The organism is Variovorax sp. J22P240 (genome assembly GCF_030316855.1).
Classification (GTDB): Bacteria; Pseudomonadota; Gammaproteobacteria; order Burkholderiales; family Burkholderiaceae_C; genus Variovorax.
In genome coordinates this window covers 525,970-543,301 of record NZ_JASZYR010000003.1, presented here as the reverse complement: position 1 = coordinate 543,301, position 17,332 = coordinate 525,970, and the positions used below count along the sequence as shown (strand labels likewise).

Sequence of the window (17,332 nt, the reverse complement as noted above, 5' to 3'; positions counted from 1 at the left end):
GAGAGACAAGCCCATGACCCAGCCCTTCAGCAGCCGCCGCGCGGCACTCAAGACCCTCGGCGGCCTCGGCGTCGCCGCAGCGATTCCCGGCATCGCCATGGCCCAGGCCGACGCGTGGCCGAGCCGGCCGATCACCTACGTCGTTCCCTTCACGCCCGGCGGCTCGACCGACGTGATCGGCCGCGTGATCGCGCAGAAGCTCGGCGAAGTCCTCGGCCAGCCAGTGGTGGTCGACAACAAGCCGGGTGCAGCCGGTGCGGTCGGCGCGAGCTATGTCGCGAAGGCGAAGCCCGATGGCTACACGCTCTTCGGCGGCACGATCAGCACGCACGCCATCAACGCGAGCCTCTACAAGAACCTGCCCTACGACCCGGTGAAGGACTTCGAGCCGATCTCGCTCGTGGCCTTTCTGCCCAACGTGCTGATCGTCGATCCGAACCTTGGCGTGAACTCGGTGCCGGAACTGATCGCGCTGCTGAAGAAGGATTCTTCGAAGCGCACCTTCGCCTCCTCGGGCGCGGGTACCTCCACGCATCTCGCGGGGGAGATGCTGGGCGACATGATCGGGGTGAAGCTCACGCACATCCCCTACAAGGGCACGCCCCCCGCGATGCTCGATGTGTCGTCCGGCCAGGTCACTTTCATGTTCGACCAGATCACTGCCGCGCTGCCGCTGGTGCAGGCCGGCAAGCTGAAGCTGCTGGCCGTCACCACCGCCAAGCGAATGGCGCTGGCGCCGCAGTTGCCGACGATGGCCGAGGCCGGCGTTCCCGGATTCGAGATGGCTTCGTGGCAAGCGGTCTATGCACCGAAGGACCTGCCCAAGCCGATCGCACAGCGGCTCTCGACCGAGATCGCCAAGATCCTGCAGATGCCCGACGTCAAGGACAAGCTCACGAACCAGCTGGGCATGGAGGTCGTGGCCGGCTCTCCCGCGCAGCTCGCAGCGCTCATGCAGAAGGAAATCCCTCGCTGGGGTGAACTCGTTCGCAAGTCCGGAGCGACGGCCAACTGAGTTCCAACATCTCTCATCACCTCGAACAACCATGACCGAAGCCACCACATCCACTCCCCTCTCCGATGCATCCCGCGAACTGCTGCGCCACGTGAGCGTCGCCACGCTGTGCACGCAGCTCTTCAAGCGCGGGTTCCGCAACGTTTACCTGCAAGGCGTCGGCCGCCTGACGAAGCCCTCGGGCGGCAATCTCGTCGGCCCGGCCTTCACGATGCGCAACATCCCGGCGCGCGAGGATCTCGACCAGATCAGCGCCTTCGACGATCCGAACCATCCGCAACGCAAGGGCATCGAGAGCGTGCCGCCCGGCCACGTGCTGGTCATCGATTGCCGCGGCGAGACACGCGTGGCCTCCGGTGGCCAGATCCTCACCACGCGGCTCAAGGTGCGCGGCGCGGCAGGGCTGGTGTCCGACGGGCCGGTGCGCGACAGCGGTCCGATCTCGCAGATGGACTTCCCTGTGTTCTGCGCCGGCGGGAGCGCACCGCTGAACCTGATCCACCACCACGCGATCGACCTCGACGTGCCGATCGGCTGCGGTGGCGTGGCCGTGTATCCGGGCGACGTGGTCGTCGGTGATGAAGAAGGCGTGGTCGTGATCCCGCAGCATCTCGCCGAAGAAGTGGCGCGCGACGCGACGGAGCAGGAAAAGATGGAGGCCTTCATCCTCGCGCGCATCGAAGGCGGCGCGAAGCTCGCGGGCACCTATCCGCCCAACGCGGAGACGCGTGCCGCCTACGAGGCCACGCGCAAGGGCAACGCGGACTAAGCCGGCGAGTCGAACACGGAGTCATTGATGCAACGCAGAACACTCGCCGCCGCAACGCTTCTTTCCATCGCGTGCGCCCTGCCCGCGATGGCACAGACCTTCCCGAGCAAGCCCATCACCATCGTCGTGCCCGCCTCGCCGGGCGGCGCCATCGACCTGACGGCGCGGCTCATCGGACAGAAGCTCACCGAGGCGTGGGGCCAGTCGGTGGTGATCGACAACCGCGCCGGCGCCACCGGCATCATCGGCACCGATCTCGTGGCCAAGAGCCCGCCGGACGGCCACATGCTGGCCCTGGTGGCGAGCAGCCATGCGATCAATCCCAGCATGGTGAAGAAGCTGCCCTTCGACACGGTCAAGGGTTTCGAGCCGGTGGTGCTGACGCACGTCGTGCCGCTCGTGCTGGTGGTGTCGCCGACGCTGCCGGTGAATTCTCTCAAGGAGTTGATCGCCTACGGCAAGTCCAACCCGGGCAAGCTGAGCTTCGCCTCCAGCGGCAGCGGCGGCGCGCCGCACTTTTCGGGCGAGCTGTTCAAGAGCATGACCGGGATCGACATGACGCACATCCCCTACAAGGGCAGCACGCTGGCGCACCCCGACCTCATCAGCGGGCGCACCTCGCTCATGTTCGACACCGTCGCGGCGGTCAATGTGCAGGTCAAGGCCAACCGGCTGAAGCCGCTGGCCGTGACGACGCTCAAGCGCTCGTCGATCCTGCCGGATGTGCTCACGATGCAGGAGGCGGGACTGGCCGGCTACGAGACCAGCACCTGGGGCGGTCTGCTTGCGCCGGCCGGCACGCCGAAGGCCACGGTCGCCAGGCTCAACGCCGAGGTCAACAAGATCCTCGCGATGCCGGACGTGCGCAAGACCCTGCTGGACAACGGCATCGAACCCGGCGGCGGCTCACCGCAGCAGTTCACCGACTTCATCGGCACCGAGACGGTCAAGTGGGCCAAGGTCGCCAAGGACGCCGGCATCCAGCCCGAATGACCTCGATGGAACGCGCGTGCCTCAGCGCGCGCCACCCGGCCGCACGTGCAGGCGGCGACCGGCGCCCCAGCCGCTCCAGGCCATTCCGGCGGCGATGACGACCATCAGCACGGCGGAGGACTGGAAGCCCCCGGTCCAGCCGCGCAGCAATCCCGCGATGAGCGGGCCGGTCGCCGCCAGCACATAGCCCCAGCCCTGCGCCATGGCCGACAGCTGCGCGGTCACGGTCGCGTCGGGCGAGCGCATCACGATCAGGCTCAGGGCGAGCGCGAACGATCCGCCTTGCCCGCAGCCCAGCAGCACGGCCCAGAACCACACGCCGCTCAGCGGCGCGAAGAGAAAGGCCAGCATCGACAGCAGGATGATGACCGTGAGGCCCAGCGCCAGCCCACGCTGGTTGCGGCAGCGCGCGGCGATCGAAGGCGTCACGAGGCAGGTCGCGAGCTGCACGAGGATCGACACGCCCAGCACGAAGCCGGCGGTCGCGCTGTCCAGGCCGCGCTCGCGCAGCATCGGCGCGAGCCATCCCATGACGATGTAGGCCAGCGCGGATTGCAGCCCCATGAAACAGGTCACCTGCCACGCGAGCGGGTCACGCCACAGGGTCCCCGTGTGGGCGCTGGCGTGGGCCTGCCGCGGGCGTGCGGCCAGCGCCTGCGGCGCCCACAGCAGCACGACGATGCCGGCCGGCAGCGCCCAGAAGGCCAATGCGGCCGTCCAGGAGCCTCCGAAGGAATGCTCCAGCGGAACGGTGAACGCCGCGGAGCTCGACGCGCCCGCGCACACGGCCAGCGTGTAGAAGCCCGTCATCATCGCGGCGTGGCTGCTGAAGTCGCGCTTGACCAGCCCCGGCAGCAGGACGTTGGAGACCGCGATGCCCGCTCCGGCCAGCGCCGACGAGAAGAACAGCATCGGCAGGCTGCCCGTTCCGCGCAACAGCGTGCCGATGCAGATCAGAAGCAGCGCGCCCAGCAGCGTGCGCTCGGGGCCGAAGCGCCGGGCCAGCGCTGGTGCGGGCGCCGCGAACAGGCCGAGGCAAAGCAGCGGCAGCGTCGTGAGCAGGCTCGCGCCCGATGGCGAGAGGCCGGTGTCCTTCATGACCTCGGGCAGCAGGACGGAGAGGCTGCCGAACACCGGCCGCAGATTGAACGCAATCAGGATCAGGCTGAGGCCCAGCAACACCTGGCGTGCGCGCGTCGGGGTCGAGGTGGTGGCGGATGTGAGGGCGAGCGTGGGAGCCGCGAGTGAGCCGGGGGCTCGGGCTGAAGAAGGCATGGACTTGTCTTTGTTCTCGGGGATTCGGAAGCGGGCGCGAGCCGCCGGGGACTGTAGCCGCATCCTTTCGCCCGTGCCGGCCACCACGGAGTAGCCGCGCGAACATCGCGGGGAAACACCCCGCTGTTCGGCCAATTCAACTCAGGCAGTGCGCTCGAAAATCGAGCGCCATAGCGGTACGGGCGCCTGCGCGCGGTGCCGATGACTCAAACGGATGAGGGAAGCGCGGGCAACACATGAGCATCACAGCACTGCGGTTCACAGGGCCCGATTCGGCCCCCTGCGTGCTGGGCGCGCCCATCTTCGCCTACTACGGCGAGATCCACGTCGGCACGCTGGACCCGGTGCCCGTGAGCCGCGGCGGTACGGAAGTTCGCATCCAGCACTACACGCCATCGTCCGAAGCGTGTAGCCACGCCCTGCAGAAACTGCGCATCGGCCGGGTGCTGCTCCTGGAGCTGGTGGCCTTCATTGCGACACACTTTTCCAGCGTGTCGGTGATCAGCTTCGTCCTGAACCGGGACATCGAGGGCTACGGCAACGGCATCCGCCTGGCCGGTTCTCGATCGGCGTTGCTGCAGAGCATCGGCGCGGAGCACATCGTGATCACGCCCAAGCCCAAGGGCGAACGCGCGGGGCATTTCGCGGTGGCCGCGTTCTGGCAATACAACGTCGCAAATCTGTCGGCACTCAACGCAGCCACTCAGGCCGAATGGGCAGCCTTCAGGGAGCGCGAAACTGCCGCGTTGCCCGGCAAGGCACCGCGTGCCAACGCCTGGCTGCGCCGGTTCCTCTCGCATCGGGCGCGCAACGGCAGCGCACGCAGGCCGGGGCACTGAAGCTCAGGCAGTTTCCAGCTCGCGGAAGCAATTCAGCATGGCCGTCACGCCCTGGGCCTTGATCGGGCCGTCCCGCCAATCGGGCGCCTCGTGGTCCATCTGCTCGCAGAGATCGTCCCAGGCTTCGGCGATGGCCGCCCACTCCGCAATGCCGGGCTCCGCCACGCGCTGCGCCAGCACCGGCAAGGCGCGCCGCAGCGCCGGCACCTGTTCGATCAGCTGGCGGCAACGACGGAAGGCGTTCGCCTCGCGCGGGACGTCTTCCGTCGTCCTCCCCCTGTAGTACCGGGGTCTCACACCTGTCAACAGCACGAACAGGGCCAGGCTGGCGGGGCCCTGCTCGCCAGCCGCGAGCCAGCGCAGCGAATACAGATCGAGAAGCAGCGCGGCGCGGCCCAGTTGCACGCGCACGCGCTCGACTGCAGCAGGAGTTTCCTGCCGCCGAATCCGCGCCAGCGCCTCGAGCGGCCCGACGACCGCCGTCGCACCCAGCATGCGTGCCAGGCCGGGATGCAGCACCTCGCTGTCATGCGCCCGACTCAGGAGATTCAGGAACTCCGCCAGCGGCATGGGCCCATAGACGAGCCTGCACCCTTCGCGCATCAGGATTCGGTAGCCGGGCTCGCCGTGTCGGGTCGGGGTCACTCCGTTCTATCGGCAGGAGGACGGCCGCTGAACAGGGGTGGTGCAAGTTATTTCTGCATGCCGGCGCAGAATCCCGACCCATGACCGCGTCCTCCACACCCCACCGCCCGCTCGTCCTCCAACATGCCGACGTGCTGGTCACCATGGACGCGGCGCGGCGCGAGATAGCGGACGGGGCGGTCGTCACGGAAGGCCCCGCCGTCGCATGGGTGGGCCCCACTGCCGAGCTGCCGGCCGTCTACGCCGATGCGCTTCTGGCCGGACGCGCCGAGTCGATCGACATGCGCGGCCACGTGATGATGCCGGGGCTGGTCAACACGCACCATCACATGTACCAGAGCCTCACGCGCGCGGTGCCCGAGGCGCAGGACGCCGAGCTCTTCGGCTGGCTCACCCATCTGTACCTGCTGTGGGCGCGCATCACGCCCGAGATGATCCGCGTGTCGACGCAAACCGCGATGGCCGAACTGATGCTCTCAGGCTGCACCACCACCAGCGATCACCTCTATCTTTTTCCGAACGGCGCGCGGCTCGACGACTCGATCGAGGCGGCCGACACCATGGGCATGCGCTTCCATGCCTCGCGCGGCAGCATGAGCGTGGGCCGGAGCCTGGGCGGCCTGCCGCCCGACGAAGTTGTCGAGACCGAGGATGCGATCCTGCGAGACAGCGAGCGGCTCATCGGCCACTGGCACGATGCCTCGCGCCACGCGATGCGCCGCATCGTGCTCGCGCCCTGCTCGCCCTTCTCGGTCTCGCGCGACTTGATGCGGCTGTCTGCGGAACTGGCGCGCGAGCGCGGCGTTTCGCTGCACACGCACCTGGCGGAGAACGACAACGACATCGCCTATTCGCGCGAGAAGTTCGGCATGACGCCGGCCGAATATGCGGAGGATCTCGGCTGGGTCGGCCGTGACGTATGGCACGCGCACTGCGTCAAGCTCGACGAGGCCGGCATCGCCCTCTTCGGCCGCACCGGCACCGGCGTGGCGCACTGCCCGTGCTCCAACATGCGGCTGGCCTCGGGCATCGCGCCCATCGGTGCAATGCGCCGAGCGGGCGTACCGGTGGGGCTCGGCGTGGACGGCAGCGCGTCGAACGATGGCGCCCACATGCTCGGCGAAGCACGCCAGGCCATGCTGTTGCAGCGCGTGGGCTTCGGCCCCGCGGCGATGACGGCGCGCGAGGCGCTGGAGATCGCGACGCTCGGTGGCGCCCAGGTCCTCGGCCGCGACGACATCGGTTCGCTCGCGCCGGGCATGTCGGCCGACATCGTGGCTTTCGACCTGCGCGGCGTGGCGCATGCCGGCGCGGGGCACGACCCGGTGGCCGCGCTGGTGTTCTGCCAGCCGGGCGCCGTGGCCCTGAACGTGATCAACGGCCGCGTGCGGATTCGCGACGGGCGCTTCACCGATCTGGAGCTCGACCCCCTCCTCGCCCGCCACCGCGACCTCGCGCGCACGCTGTATGAAAAGGCCCGCCACCCTCATGTGAATTGAGGGTATCCCGTCAGCCCGCGGCGGTATGCTGTCAGGTTGCCATGGACCACCCAGACGCCAGCCTCGAAATCTCCTTGAACCTGCCGGAAGGCTGGACCTTCGACCTCCAACTCACACGGGGCGAAGACCAGATGCACGGCGGCGTGGCGGAACTGCGCGAAGCCGGCGTCCTGCGTTGCCGCATGCTTGTGTCGAACCTGGACCGCGACAGGAAGCTCGCCCTGGACCGGGTCGTCACGCGCGTCGAGTTCTGGCTGGCCGAGTGGCAATCGAGGGACCACTCCGGCAGCACGGGCTTCGCCGATCTCTAGGTGCCACTCACGGTTTTCCGTGATGGCCGCCCCGTTTCAGGCCACGCCTTCATTTGTTGGGTTGCGGCGTCAGTCGCAAGTAGGGACGGATGGCCCTGTAGCCCTTGGGGAAGCGCTCGGCGATTTCGGCCGGATCCTGCAGGCTGGGGATGATGACAACGTCATCGCCGTCCCGCCAGTTCACAGGCGTCGCGACCTTGTGGCTGTCCGTGAGCTGCAGTGAATCGATCACGCGCAGGATCTCGTCGAAGTTGCGCCCGGTGCTCGCCGGGTAGGTGATGATCGTGCGGATCACCTTCTTCGGATCGATGATGAAGACGCTGCGCACTGTCGCCGTGGTGGAGGCGTTCGGATGGATCAGGTCATAGAGATTGGCCACCTTGCGATCGGCGTCCGCCAGGATGGGAAAGTCCACCGTCGTGTTCTGCGTGTCGTTGATGTCGCCGATCCATTCCCTGTGCTTGTCGACCGGATCGACGCTGATCGCGATCGGCTTGACGCCACGCCGGGCGAACTCACCCGACAGTGCCGCCGTCTTGCCCAGCTCGGTGGTGCAGACCGGCGTGAAATCGGCGGGATGCGAAAAGAGCACCACCCACGAATCGCCGGCCCACGCGTGAAAGTCGATCGGGCCATCGCTGGACTCCTGAGAAAAGTTGGGGGCGGTGTCGCCGAGTCGCAGGGTCGTCATGAAGACTCCAGAAGATCGGAAGGAAGGGAGCGCGATTGTCGAAAATCCCGTGGTCCGTCCCAACGAATGTCTTGTACTTTCTACATCGCAATTTCGCATATGCCTCGGCCGGACCCGAGGGCCCGGCCTCGAAGGAGAATCCAATGAAAAAGACGCAGGTACTGGTCATCGGCCTGGAGCCGAACCTGGTCGACTTCAGCACGATGCCGGACATGAACGCCGACAAGGTCCGGGCCGGACTGGCCGCGGACCAGGCCAAGCTCGCCGCTCTGGGGTACGAAGCAGAACTCTGCCTGACGGATCTCGGGGAAACGGCTGCCGACATGACTGCTCGGAAGCTCGCTGAGAAACCGTTCGACTGCGTGGTCATCGGTGCCGGCATCCGGACCATTCCCGCTTACTTTCTTCTCTTCGAGCGGCTGATCAACGTGGTGCATCGGGCGGCCCCTGGCGCCAGGATCTGCTTCAACACCAAGCCGAGCGACACCGCCGAAGCCGTCCAGCGGTGGGCGCACGCGAACTTGTGACGTTGGCCCTTTGTCTGCCGACTCGCGGCCCGGCTCAGTCGATCTCACGCTGCCAGGCCGCGAACACGCCGCAGACCAGCGCGATCACTGCCATCACCTGGAAACCGTCGAGCGAGGCCATGAAAGTCGCCTGCTGCTCGAGCATCCGCGAGAGCGAAGCCAGCGCCATCGAATGCGCTTCGCCGATCGCATGGCCGCCGGCGGTGAATCCGCGCGTCAGCATGTCGAGCGACTGCATGAAGGTGGCGTTGGACGGGCTGGCCGATTCGGCGAGCCGCGTCTGGTGCAGCGCCACGCGGTGCTGCTGGAGCGCGATGACGCTCGCGGTGCGAATGAAATGGCGAGCTGCCGCACCAGATTCTTGAGCCGGTAGCCGTGGGCGAAGTCATCCGCGGCCAAGCCTCGGAAAGTGACGTTCGCGACCGGCAGCATGACGAACAGCATCATCAGCCCGCGCAGCAGCAGCGGCCCCGCGAGTTGCAATCGGCCGACCTCGGGCGACATGCGCGCGAAGAGCCATGCGGCCAGCGCCGCGATGCCGAAGCCCGTGACGACCAGCCACTTCTTGTGGGTGACGCGCGCGGAAAACTTGAGATACACGAAGAGCAGCAGGCCCGACGCCAGCGAGGTCGTGCCCGTGAAGTAGCCGGTGTCGCCGACCGAGAAGCCGAGGCCGCCTTCCATCAGCCGCGGCAGCAGGTAGCTGAAGCCGGTCGACAGGTAGTAATAGATCACGTAGAGCGCCAACCCGATCTGGAAGGTCGACTGCCGCAGGGCATCGAGCCGCACCAGCGGCGCCGGATGCCGCCACTGGTGGTATGCGAACCAGCCGAGGCCCGCGATGCCGGCGATGGCAAGGCCGATCAGCGTGGGCGAACCGGAAAAGAGCTCGAAGTGCGCGCGCGTCAGCACCACCTGCAGCGCGGCCTGCGCCAGCGCGAACACGACGTACGCCGCGTAGTGCGGCTCGGTACGCTCGTGCGGCGCCACGTCGCCGATGTCCGGCAGCGTCCACCAGGCCATCACGCCCGTGAGCGCCGCGACCGGCGCCGTGCAGAGGAATAGCGAGCGCCACTCGAAATGCGTGACGAGCCAGGCGCCCATGATGGGCGCCAATGCGCCGCTGAACACGATCAGGACCATGAAGGACTTGAGCGCCTTGGCGCGCCGCTGTGGCGGGATGCCGATCTGGATCAGGATGCGGCAGGCGCCCAGCATGGGCCCGACGAAGTAGCCCTGGAAGCCCCGCGCCAGCATGAGCTGCACCGAGTTCTCACCCAGCGCGGCACACACGCCACCTATGGCGAAGGCGAACATGCAGGTCGCGAGGTAGCGTCGATAGCCCAATCGCTCGACCCAGGCGTGCTGATTCAGGATGCCGAGGACAGCGCCGAGCGCATAGGCACTCGATGCCCAGACGAGTTCATCGGCCGATGCGTTCACGCCCCCGGCGATATAGCTCGCGAAGAAGGCGAACAGCGCGTTGTCGAAGTAATCGATGCCGGTCACCAGGCCAATGACCCACGGCGCCAGCGCGGCGACGTCGATGCCGCGGCCGGCAGGCGCCGAGGCGGAGGTGTTCATTCTTCAGGCCTCTTGCGTCCGGCGGCCCGGGCGGGCTCGGCGCGCCGACGCTCTCGAAGCACCGACTCGATCGGCTCGCCGGTGAGCCGGCGCTCCACGTAGTCGATGTCGCGCCGCAGCTGCGCCTGCAGCGTGGCGGCCTCCTTCAGTTCGCGTCGGACCTGCGCGACGCGGGTATCGAGCGCGTCGAGTTGGTTGACCAGCGTTTCCTTCAATTCCTTCAGCGATGCGTTGGACAGCCGCGGCCTTCCGCCGTCGGCGGCAGGCTCGAAGGGCTTCTGGACCATCGCGGTGATGGTGGTGAGGGAAAAGCCGAGCGATCGCATGCGCAGCACCCGCGAAAGCTTTTCGAGGTCGGCCGCTTGATAGAGGCGATAGCGCCCTTCGCTGCGCACCGGCACCACGATGCCGAGTTCCTCGTAGTACTTGAGGGTGCGCGGCGTCACGCCGAGCCGCTCTGCGGCTTCTCGGACGGTGATGGTGTCGGGGATCTGGGCCATGATTCGATTCTACATCAACGTGTACGTTCACGTACAGGTTTGCTGCCACGGACCCATGAAGGATTCGCGTCGCTCGCCGATATGATGCGCCGGTCATACCAACGACGAGAGCGACCGACATGCTGAATTCCCTGGCTCCCTTCCTGATCACCTGGGCCATCACCGCCTTTTCGCTGTGGGTGGCCAGTCACATCTTCAAGGGGATCACCTTCGAAAGCGTCTCGGCGCTCGTGGTCTCGGCGCTGCTGCTCGGCTTTGCCAATGCCATCGTCCGGCCGCTGCTCATCATCCTGACCCTGCCACTGACGTTGCTGACATTCGGGCTCTTCATCCTGGTCATCAACGCGCTGATGATCCTGCTGGTGTCGGCGCTGGTGAAGGGCTTCAAGGTGTCCGGCTTCTGGACGGCACTGTTCGCGAGCATCTTCATCTCGCTGCTCAGCATCTGCGTTGGCGCGCTGATCGACGGCGGCACGCCGGAAACGCGCATCCAGATGCCATCGGAAGGGAAGTGGCTGTAGCCGTGCCAGGTGCGAGGGCCCGGTCGATCAGCGAGCGACGCGCACCAGCATGAGATCCGCCGTGGTGCCACGCCCCTGTGTCAGCACAGGATAGGCGGTGTCGCTGATGAAGAGCAGCTTGTCGCCCTGAAGAATCCGCGCCGAGACGTTGTAGCGCATGCGCGGATCGATGCGTGCCGGGTCCACGCTCAGCGCGAAGTTGAAAGGCACCTGCCTGCCGTCCGCACGGATGCGCTGCTCGGCCAGCACGACGGCGGCCACGTCCATGCGCGAGACGTCGAGGAGCTGCACCACGATCTCGGCGGAAGGGTCGAGCGCGATGCGTTCGCGGAACGTGACGGAGCCCGTCACGCGCAGCGCCGGCGCCTTGTCAGTCGAGGTGGTGGTGTTCATCGAGGATGCACAAGCCCCCAGCAGCGGAAGACTGGTGACCGCAGCGAGCGCAAATAATGTGGTGCGTTTCCTCATGCGGCCGCATTGTGCGCTTGCGCATGGCGTTCGGCGAAGGCCACGTACCACTCCAGGCTGCCGGGATTCGCCATCGCCTCGCGGTTCACGACTTTGTCGATCGGCTGGCCGAGCAGCAGCTTCTTGATCGGCAGCTCCTGCTTCTTGCCAGAGAGCGTGCGCGGAATCTCAGCGACCTGGAAGATGTCGTTGGGCACGAAGCGCGGGGACAGCGAGGTTTTGATCGCGTTGTTGATCTTCGCGCGCATGGCATCGTCGAGCGCCACGCCAGGCCGCAGCACCACGAACAGCGGCATGTAGCTTTCACGGCCCAGGTATTCAAGGTCGACCACCATGGAGTCGAGCACTTCGGGCAGCCCTTCGACCGCGCTGTAGATCTCGCTGGTGCCCATGCGCAGGCCCTGGCGGTTGATGGTGGCGTCACTGCGGCCATAGATGATGCAGCCGCCGTCGTCGCCGATCCTGATCCAGTCGCCATGGCGCCAGATGCCGGGATAGGTGTCGAAATAGCTCGAGAGATAGCGCGCATTGCCTTCGTCGCCCCAGAGGTAGAGCGGCATGGAAGGGATGGGCTGCGTGCAGACCAGTTCGCCGACTTCGCCGATCACCGGCTGGCCGGATTCATTCCATGCCTCGACCGATGCGCCGAGATAGCGGCACTGCATCTGCCCCGGCACTTCGGGCAGTTCGCGGTTGCCGCCGACGAAGCCGCCGCAGAAGTCGGTGCCGCCCGAAATGTTGTACCACCACACGGCGGGCGAACCGGCCGCGAGCACCTGCGCCGTGCCCCAGAGCTGCACCTCTTCTGGCAATGGAGAGCCGGTGCTGCCGAGTGCGCGGACGCGCGAGAGGTCGCCGCAGTCCTTCGCTTCCAGCCCGGCTTTCATGCAGTTGGTGAAATAGGCCGCACCAGCGCCGAAGAAGGTCACCTCGTGCCGCGCCACGAAGCGCCAGAGCACGCCCCAGTCGGGCTTCTCCTTGCTGCCGGCCGGGTTGCCGTCGTAGATGCAGATGGTCGACCCGAAAGCCAGCCCCGAGAGCTGCGAGTTCCACATGACCCAGCCGGTCGAGCTGTACCAGTGGTAGCGCTCGCCGAAGTTGTTGGCGCTGTAGCTCGGCCCCAGGTCATGGTGCAGGCCGCAGGCGTACATGTTGACGATGATGCCGCCCTGCCCGTGCACGATGGGCTTGGGCAGCCCGGTGGTGCCGCTGGAATAGACGATCCAGATCGGGTGGTCGAAGGGCAGCCACTCGGGCTCGAAAATGGCGGTCGCTCCGTCGTTTCGCGCTACGGCGTTCGTCCATTCCGCTTCGGCGGGGATCTGCTGCGCAGCGAAGGGTGTTCTCACCAGCACGAGTTTCTTCACGCTGGGCAGCGCGGCGCGCAGCTCCTGCACGACGGCGCTGCGGTCCAGCGGCTTGCCGCCGTAATGCACGCCATCGGCTGCGATCAGCACCTTGGGCTCGATCTGGCGAAACCGGTCGACCACCGCGGCCGTGCCCATGTCGGGCGCGCACACGCTCCACACCGCGCCGATGCTCGAACACGCGAGGAAGGCGATCAGCGTCTCGGGCACGTTGGGCAGGTAGGCCGCAACGCGGTCGCCGCGCACCACGCCGAGCTCGCGCAAGGTCAGCGCAAAAGCCGCAATCTGCCGGCGCAGCTCGGGCCAGGACATCTCGCGCACTTCGCCGAGTTCGTTGTCGCTGATGATGGCCGGCATGCCGGCCGCGTGCGCCGCATCGGCATGGCGCAGCACTTCGCGCACGTAGTTGACCTGCGCGCCGGGAAACCAGCGCGTGCCGGGCATGTGCGCGTCGACCAGCACGGTGCTCGCCGGCGTCGGGGACTGCATGTCGAAGAAATCCCAGATGCTCTGCCAGAAGGCGGGCAGATCGGTGACCGACCAGCGCCACAGCGCATCGTAGGAATCGAAGGAAAGTCCGCGCTTCTCGCGCAGCCAATCCTGGTAGAGACGAATCTGGGGGATCTGGGGAACGATGGGTGGAGAGATGTGATTCACCTGTGCAGCCTAACGCGCAGCGCCGGCCCGGCTCAATCGGGGAAAGCACAGGTTCTGTACTTGTACGCTTGTACCTGCCATCGGATCGTGGTGTACTTTCTGCTGACCCTGCGGCGACCGAAGAGGCCCGGCGATCCATCATCCCGTTGCCCCGGCCGCAGGCCATGCCACCACACACTTCCAAAGGAGCGGACATGTCACTGCGCATCAACGACGTCACCCCGGATTTCACGGCCAACACCACCAAGGGGCCGATCAAGTTCCACGACTGGATTGGCGACAAGTGGGCCATCCTGTTCTCGCATCCCAAGGACTTCACGCCGGTGTGCACGACCGAGCTGGGCTACATGGCGAAGATAGAGCCCGAGTTCACCCAACGCAACGCCAAGCTGATCGGCCTGAGCATCGACCCGGTCGATGCTCACGATCGCTGGGCCAAGGACATCGAGGAAACGCAAGGCTACCTGCCCAAGTACCCGATGATCGGCGACACCGACCTGGCCGTGGCCAAGCTCTACAACATGCTGCCCGCCGAGGAACCCGGCACCTCCGAAGGCCGTACCGCCGCCACGAATGCCACGGTGCGCTCGGTCTTCGTCATCGGCCCGGACAAGCGCATCAAGCTGATGCTCACCTACCCGATGACCACCGGCCGCAACTTCGACGAGATCCTGCGCGTGCTCGACTCGATGCAGCTCACCGCGGCGCACAAGGTCGCCACGCCTGTCAACTGGAAGAACGGCGAGGACGTGATCATTGCCGGCTCGGTCTCGGACGACGACGCGAAGAAGCTCTTCCCCGATGGCTGGAAGGCACCGAAGCCCTATCTGCGGGTGGTCAAGCAACCGGGCTGATCCGGCGCGCACCATGGTCTTCGAGCAGATCGCAACGGGCGGTTGCCAGTCCTACCTCATCGGTTGCGACCAGACCTGCGTGGCCGCCCTCATCGATCCGGAACTGAGCCAGATCGACCACTACCTCGCGCTGGCCGCGCGCGACGGCGTGCGCATCCGCTACCTCATCGATACGCACACGCACGCCGATCATTTCTCCGCCACCAAGGAGCTGGCGCGGCAACTCGACGTGCCCGTGGTCATGCACCGCGCGAGCCCGGCACCCTTCGTCGACATGCGGATCGGCGACGGCGAGATGGTCGTGCTCGGCAAGCTGCGGCTGCAGGCCCTGCACACGCCGGGCCACACGGCCGACTCGATGTGCCTGCAGGTCGAGGACCGCGTCTTTACCGGCGACACACTGCTCATCGGCGGCACCGGCCGCACCGACCTGCCCAGCGGCGACCCCGAGGCGCTGTACGACAGCCTGTTCAATCGCCTGCTGCACCTCGACCCTGCGCTGCAGGTGTACCCGGCGCACGACTACAAGGGGCGCAGCCACTCGACCATCGCGGACGAGATCGCGACGAATCCGCGCCTGCAGAAGCGCGATCGCGGCGAGTTCGTCGAGATGATGCGCAGCCTGAACCTCACGATGCCCACGCACATCACCGAGGCCCTGCGCACGAACATGAGCGGCGGCAAGACCGTGGCAAGCCTGCTGGCCGAGGCGACAGCGGCCGTTCCGTTCATGTCGCTGGCCGAGCTCAAGTCCAGGGTCGAAGCAGCCGAGGACGATCTCATCGTGCTCGACGTGCGGGAGCGCGATGCCTACGAAGGCGGTCACATCCCGCGCGCCCGGCTGTTGCCGCGCGGCCAGCTCGAACTGCGCGTGAACCAGGACCTGCCCGACCCCACGCGGCGCATCCTCGCGTGCTGCGAACTGGGCTACATCTCGACGCTCGCCGCCGCGACCCTGCGATCCATGGGCTTCATGCGCGCCGTGGCGCTGGACGGCGGCATGAAGGCATGGAGGGAGGTGGGTTACCCGCTGAAGACCGGCAAGGAGCCCTGAGGCCCCGGCTGTCGAAGGAGATGGACATGAACTACCGCAAGCTCTCATTTCTTTGCGTCTGCGCGGCCCTGGTCGCGCTCGCGGGCTGCGAACCCAAGCCGCAGCCGCCCAAGGCGGCGGCCGCCGTCCCGCAGGCCGTGGCGGGCTGATCGCGCTTCTGCTTCAGAGAGGCAACAAGGTCTTGATCGTTTCGACGATCTGCGCAAACGGCACCTGAGTCGCCGCTACGCAAACCACCGGCACCAGCGAGGCCAGCACGATCGGCGCGATGCTCTCCAGGGTGACCGGCGCGGGAAGCATGCGCTTGATCAGGTCGTAGCCTGCCGCCAGGTCCGCCAGCGAAGACGGATCGGGCGAACCCAGCATTTCCTCGGACGGTTCCGCTTCCGGGGCGGAGACCCATTTCGTGTCGAAGGCGATGTTGTGCCGGCTGGCGAGCGAACCGTAGTGCGCGAGCCCCTCGTGCTTGAGCGACACGAGGCGCGGCATGAAGACCAGCAGGGGCAGGACGAACGCAATGGCAAAGAAGGCGATCATCCCCAACAGCGCGAACTTGAAGCCCATCAGGCTGGCATCTCCATGCACGACCAGCTTGAGCACCGTCGCGGAAACCACCGTGCTTTCCGCGAAGACGAAGAGCACATAGGTCTGCGGGTACTGTCCCATGAAGGCCAGGCCGCCGCAGCGGTCGGGATGCGTGGCAACCAGGCGCAAATCGCAACGCGCGATGTCGTACAGCATGAGCCCCCAGGTCACGAAGCGCCACAGCCAGCGGCCGAGAAGAAACCAGTAGAGCGGCAGCGCCACGAGCATCGACCACCAGCCGGCCAGCGTCGGCCGGAGCGAACCGTCGACCAGGCGTCCATACCACGTGCCCCCATCGGCACCCATCGGTGCCCGCATGAGCCAGAAGTACGAGAGGGCGTAGGCAACCACGAGAATGACAGCTTCCGCCAACCACGATCCAGTGCGCCGCTCCATGTTCGCCCGCGCCGCCACCATGCCGCCGCGCGACGCCTGCGGCACGATATCGCGGTCCTCGAACTGCGCGACGAGCTTCACCATGCGCCGGTCCGAGATCTCCTCCATGAGCACGAAGGCCACAACGGCAATGGAAAAGGCGTAGGCGCTGAAATCGAGAAGCATGGCCCGCTCGTGATTCGGATCCAGCGCAACGCCTTCGAGTGCTGCGAGCACCACGCCGGGGATCCACGACAGCGCGACGAACAGCACGGCGCGGCGACCTACGGCGAGATTGGTATCGGACAACAGGCCGAGACGGCGCTGCATGCGATAGAACGGACCATGCCTGTTGAACGAGACCTGCATGCGGTACCAATCTTGTGGTCCCCCGGGGCTCCGAGGGCGCGTCAAATGCTAGCGGAATGCTGCCGGATGGCAAACAGCCGCAGGCCGTGTGGGCCCCGGACTGCCCCAAGGGGCAACAGGCGCTGCACCTTCGCCCAATGGGCAACGGCCACGCGCAATTCCATTCTCGGAGCGATGCGCCTTCCCCTGCTGCTGTTCGCGTTCTGCCTTGCGGCCTCGTCGCCTGCGACAGCGACGGAGACGCGGAACGTGCTGGTGCTCTTCTCGAACACCCGACTTCTGCCGGCGAACGTCGAGGTCGATCGCGGATTGCGTGTAGGGATTGCGAACACACCGAAGCGGCATGTCGACCTCTTCGAGGAATTCCTGGACCGGCCGACCTTCACGGGGCCGGCATTCGACCAGACCCTCAGCACCTACCTCCGGGAGAAATA

At 66.6% G+C, this 17,332-nt stretch carries 18 protein-coding genes and 1 pseudogene; 11 read left to right on the top strand and 8 right to left on the bottom strand.

Translation table 11 applies throughout. From position 1 onward, the window contains the following. The first annotated feature begins 13 nt into the window (after positions 1-13). From QTI24_RS12500 to QTI24_RS12490, 3 genes are read left to right on the top strand one after another with little or no spacing between them, the layout of a single operon-like run. Positions 14-1,015 carry a Bug family tripartite tricarboxylate transporter substrate binding protein gene (locus tag QTI24_RS12500; RefSeq protein WP_503011245.1) on the top strand — a complete coding sequence of 334 codons (1,002 nt, stop codon included), beginning with the start codon at positions 14-16 and terminating at the stop codon, positions 1,013-1,015. Between the two features lie 31 nt (positions 1,016-1,046). Beyond that, a complete protein-coding gene (locus tag QTI24_RS12495; RefSeq protein ID WP_286600772.1) occupies positions 1,047-1,784 on the top strand; it encodes a ribonuclease activity regulator RraA in 738 nt (245 codons plus the stop codon). Positions 1,785-1,811: 27 nt separating this feature from the next. Next, a complete protein-coding gene (locus tag QTI24_RS12490) occupies positions 1,812-2,777 on the top strand; it encodes a tripartite tricarboxylate transporter substrate binding protein (protein WP_286600771.1) in 966 nt (321 codons plus the stop codon). A gap of 21 nt (positions 2,778-2,798) precedes the next feature. Here QTI24_RS12490 and QTI24_RS12485 read toward each other — a convergent pair whose 3' ends face one another. Continuing rightward, entirely contained in the window at positions 2,799-4,052 is a 1,254-nt protein-coding gene (locus QTI24_RS12485) for a CynX/NimT family MFS transporter (protein WP_286600769.1), read from the bottom strand. A gap of 236 nt (positions 4,053-4,288) precedes the next feature. Here QTI24_RS12485 and QTI24_RS12480 point away from each other — a divergent pair, with 236 nt between their 5' ends. Further along, positions 4,289-4,891 carry a hypothetical protein gene (locus QTI24_RS12480; RefSeq protein ID WP_286600768.1) on the top strand — a complete coding sequence of 201 codons (603 nt, stop codon included), beginning with the start codon at positions 4,289-4,291 and terminating at the stop codon, positions 4,889-4,891. 3 nt (positions 4,892-4,894) lie between these two features. On the opposite strand, the gene QTI24_RS12475 is transcribed toward QTI24_RS12480, so the two are convergent. Continuing rightward, positions 4,895-5,536 (bottom strand): hypothetical protein, encoded by a 642-nt coding sequence (locus QTI24_RS12475; protein ID WP_286600767.1) that lies wholly within the window; start codon positions 5,534-5,536, stop codon positions 4,895-4,897. A gap of 80 nt (positions 5,537-5,616) precedes the next feature. Here QTI24_RS12475 and QTI24_RS12470 point away from each other — a divergent pair, with 80 nt between their 5' ends. Continuing rightward, on the top strand, positions 5,617-7,035 hold the full coding sequence (locus tag QTI24_RS12470; protein WP_286600766.1) for an 8-oxoguanine deaminase: 1,419 nt from the start codon (positions 5,617-5,619) through the stop codon (positions 7,033-7,035). A 41-nt stretch (positions 7,036-7,076) separates the two neighbouring features. Beyond that, positions 7,077-7,346 (top strand): hypothetical protein, encoded by a 270-nt coding sequence (locus QTI24_RS12465; RefSeq protein WP_286600765.1) that lies wholly within the window; start codon positions 7,077-7,079, stop codon positions 7,344-7,346. A 49-nt stretch (positions 7,347-7,395) separates the two neighbouring features. Here QTI24_RS12465 and QTI24_RS12460 read toward each other — a convergent pair whose 3' ends face one another. Next, complete coding sequence (locus QTI24_RS12460; RefSeq protein ID WP_286600764.1) at positions 7,396-8,037, bottom strand: peroxiredoxin; 642 nt, start codon at positions 8,035-8,037, stop codon at positions 7,396-7,398. 143 nt (positions 8,038-8,180) lie between these two features. Between QTI24_RS12460 and QTI24_RS12455 the strand changes: the two genes are divergently transcribed. Further along, on the top strand, positions 8,181-8,564 hold the full coding sequence (locus tag QTI24_RS12455) for a hypothetical protein (protein ID WP_286600762.1): 384 nt from the start codon (positions 8,181-8,183) through the stop codon (positions 8,562-8,564). Positions 8,565-8,598: 34 nt separating this feature from the next. Here the strand turns inward: QTI24_RS12455 and QTI24_RS12445 are convergent. Both QTI24_RS12445 and QTI24_RS12440 read right to left on the bottom strand, forming a co-directional pair. Next, a pseudogene (locus QTI24_RS12445) lies at positions 8,599-10,148 on the bottom strand (MFS transporter). Beyond that, entirely contained in the window at positions 10,145-10,648 is a 504-nt protein-coding gene (locus tag QTI24_RS12440) for a MerR family transcriptional regulator (protein ID WP_286600759.1), read from the bottom strand. Before QTI24_RS12440 ends, QTI24_RS12445 begins: the two are co-directional and overlap by 4 nt. A 119-nt stretch (positions 10,649-10,767) precedes the next feature. On the opposite strand from QTI24_RS12440, the gene QTI24_RS12435 reads away from it, so the two are divergent. After that, the gene (locus tag QTI24_RS12435; RefSeq protein ID WP_286600758.1) at positions 10,768-11,169 is read left to right on the top strand and encodes a phage holin family protein; all 402 of its coding nucleotides are present in this window, start codon (positions 10,768-10,770) and stop codon (positions 11,167-11,169) included. A 27-nt stretch (positions 11,170-11,196) separates the two neighbouring features. On the opposite strand, the gene QTI24_RS12430 is transcribed toward QTI24_RS12435, so the two are convergent. Together QTI24_RS12430 and QTI24_RS12425 are read right to left on the bottom strand one after the other, a co-directional pair. Next, the gene (locus QTI24_RS12430) at positions 11,197-11,562 is read right to left on the bottom strand and encodes a YbaY family lipoprotein (RefSeq protein ID WP_286600757.1); all 366 of its coding nucleotides are present in this window, start codon (positions 11,560-11,562) and stop codon (positions 11,197-11,199) included. Positions 11,563-11,633: 71 nt separating this feature from the next. Beyond that, positions 11,634-13,652, bottom strand: a complete 2,019-nt coding sequence (locus QTI24_RS12425; protein WP_286600804.1) for an acetoacetate--CoA ligase — start codon at positions 13,650-13,652, stop codon at positions 11,634-11,636. A gap of 203 nt (positions 13,653-13,855) precedes the next feature. Between QTI24_RS12425 and QTI24_RS12420 the strand changes: the two genes are divergently transcribed. From QTI24_RS12420 to QTI24_RS12410, 3 genes are read left to right on the top strand one after another with little or no spacing between them, the layout of a single operon-like run. Continuing rightward, positions 13,856-14,515, top strand: a complete 660-nt coding sequence (locus QTI24_RS12420; protein WP_286600756.1) for a peroxiredoxin — start codon at positions 13,856-13,858, stop codon at positions 14,513-14,515. A gap of 13 nt (positions 14,516-14,528) precedes the next feature. Next, the gene (locus QTI24_RS12415) at positions 14,529-15,569 is read left to right on the top strand and encodes an MBL fold metallo-hydrolase (RefSeq protein WP_286600755.1); all 1,041 of its coding nucleotides are present in this window, start codon (positions 14,529-14,531) and stop codon (positions 15,567-15,569) included. Positions 15,570-15,595: 26 nt separating this feature from the next. Further along, on the top strand, positions 15,596-15,718 hold the full coding sequence (locus tag QTI24_RS12410) for a hypothetical protein (RefSeq protein WP_286600754.1): 123 nt from the start codon (positions 15,596-15,598) through the stop codon (positions 15,716-15,718). Between the two features lie 13 nt (positions 15,719-15,731). Here QTI24_RS12410 and QTI24_RS12405 read toward each other — a convergent pair whose 3' ends face one another. Continuing rightward, positions 15,732-16,898, bottom strand: a complete 1,167-nt coding sequence (locus QTI24_RS12405; protein ID WP_286600753.1) for a hypothetical protein — start codon at positions 16,896-16,898, stop codon at positions 15,732-15,734. Between the last annotated feature and the right edge of the window lie 434 nt (positions 16,899-17,332).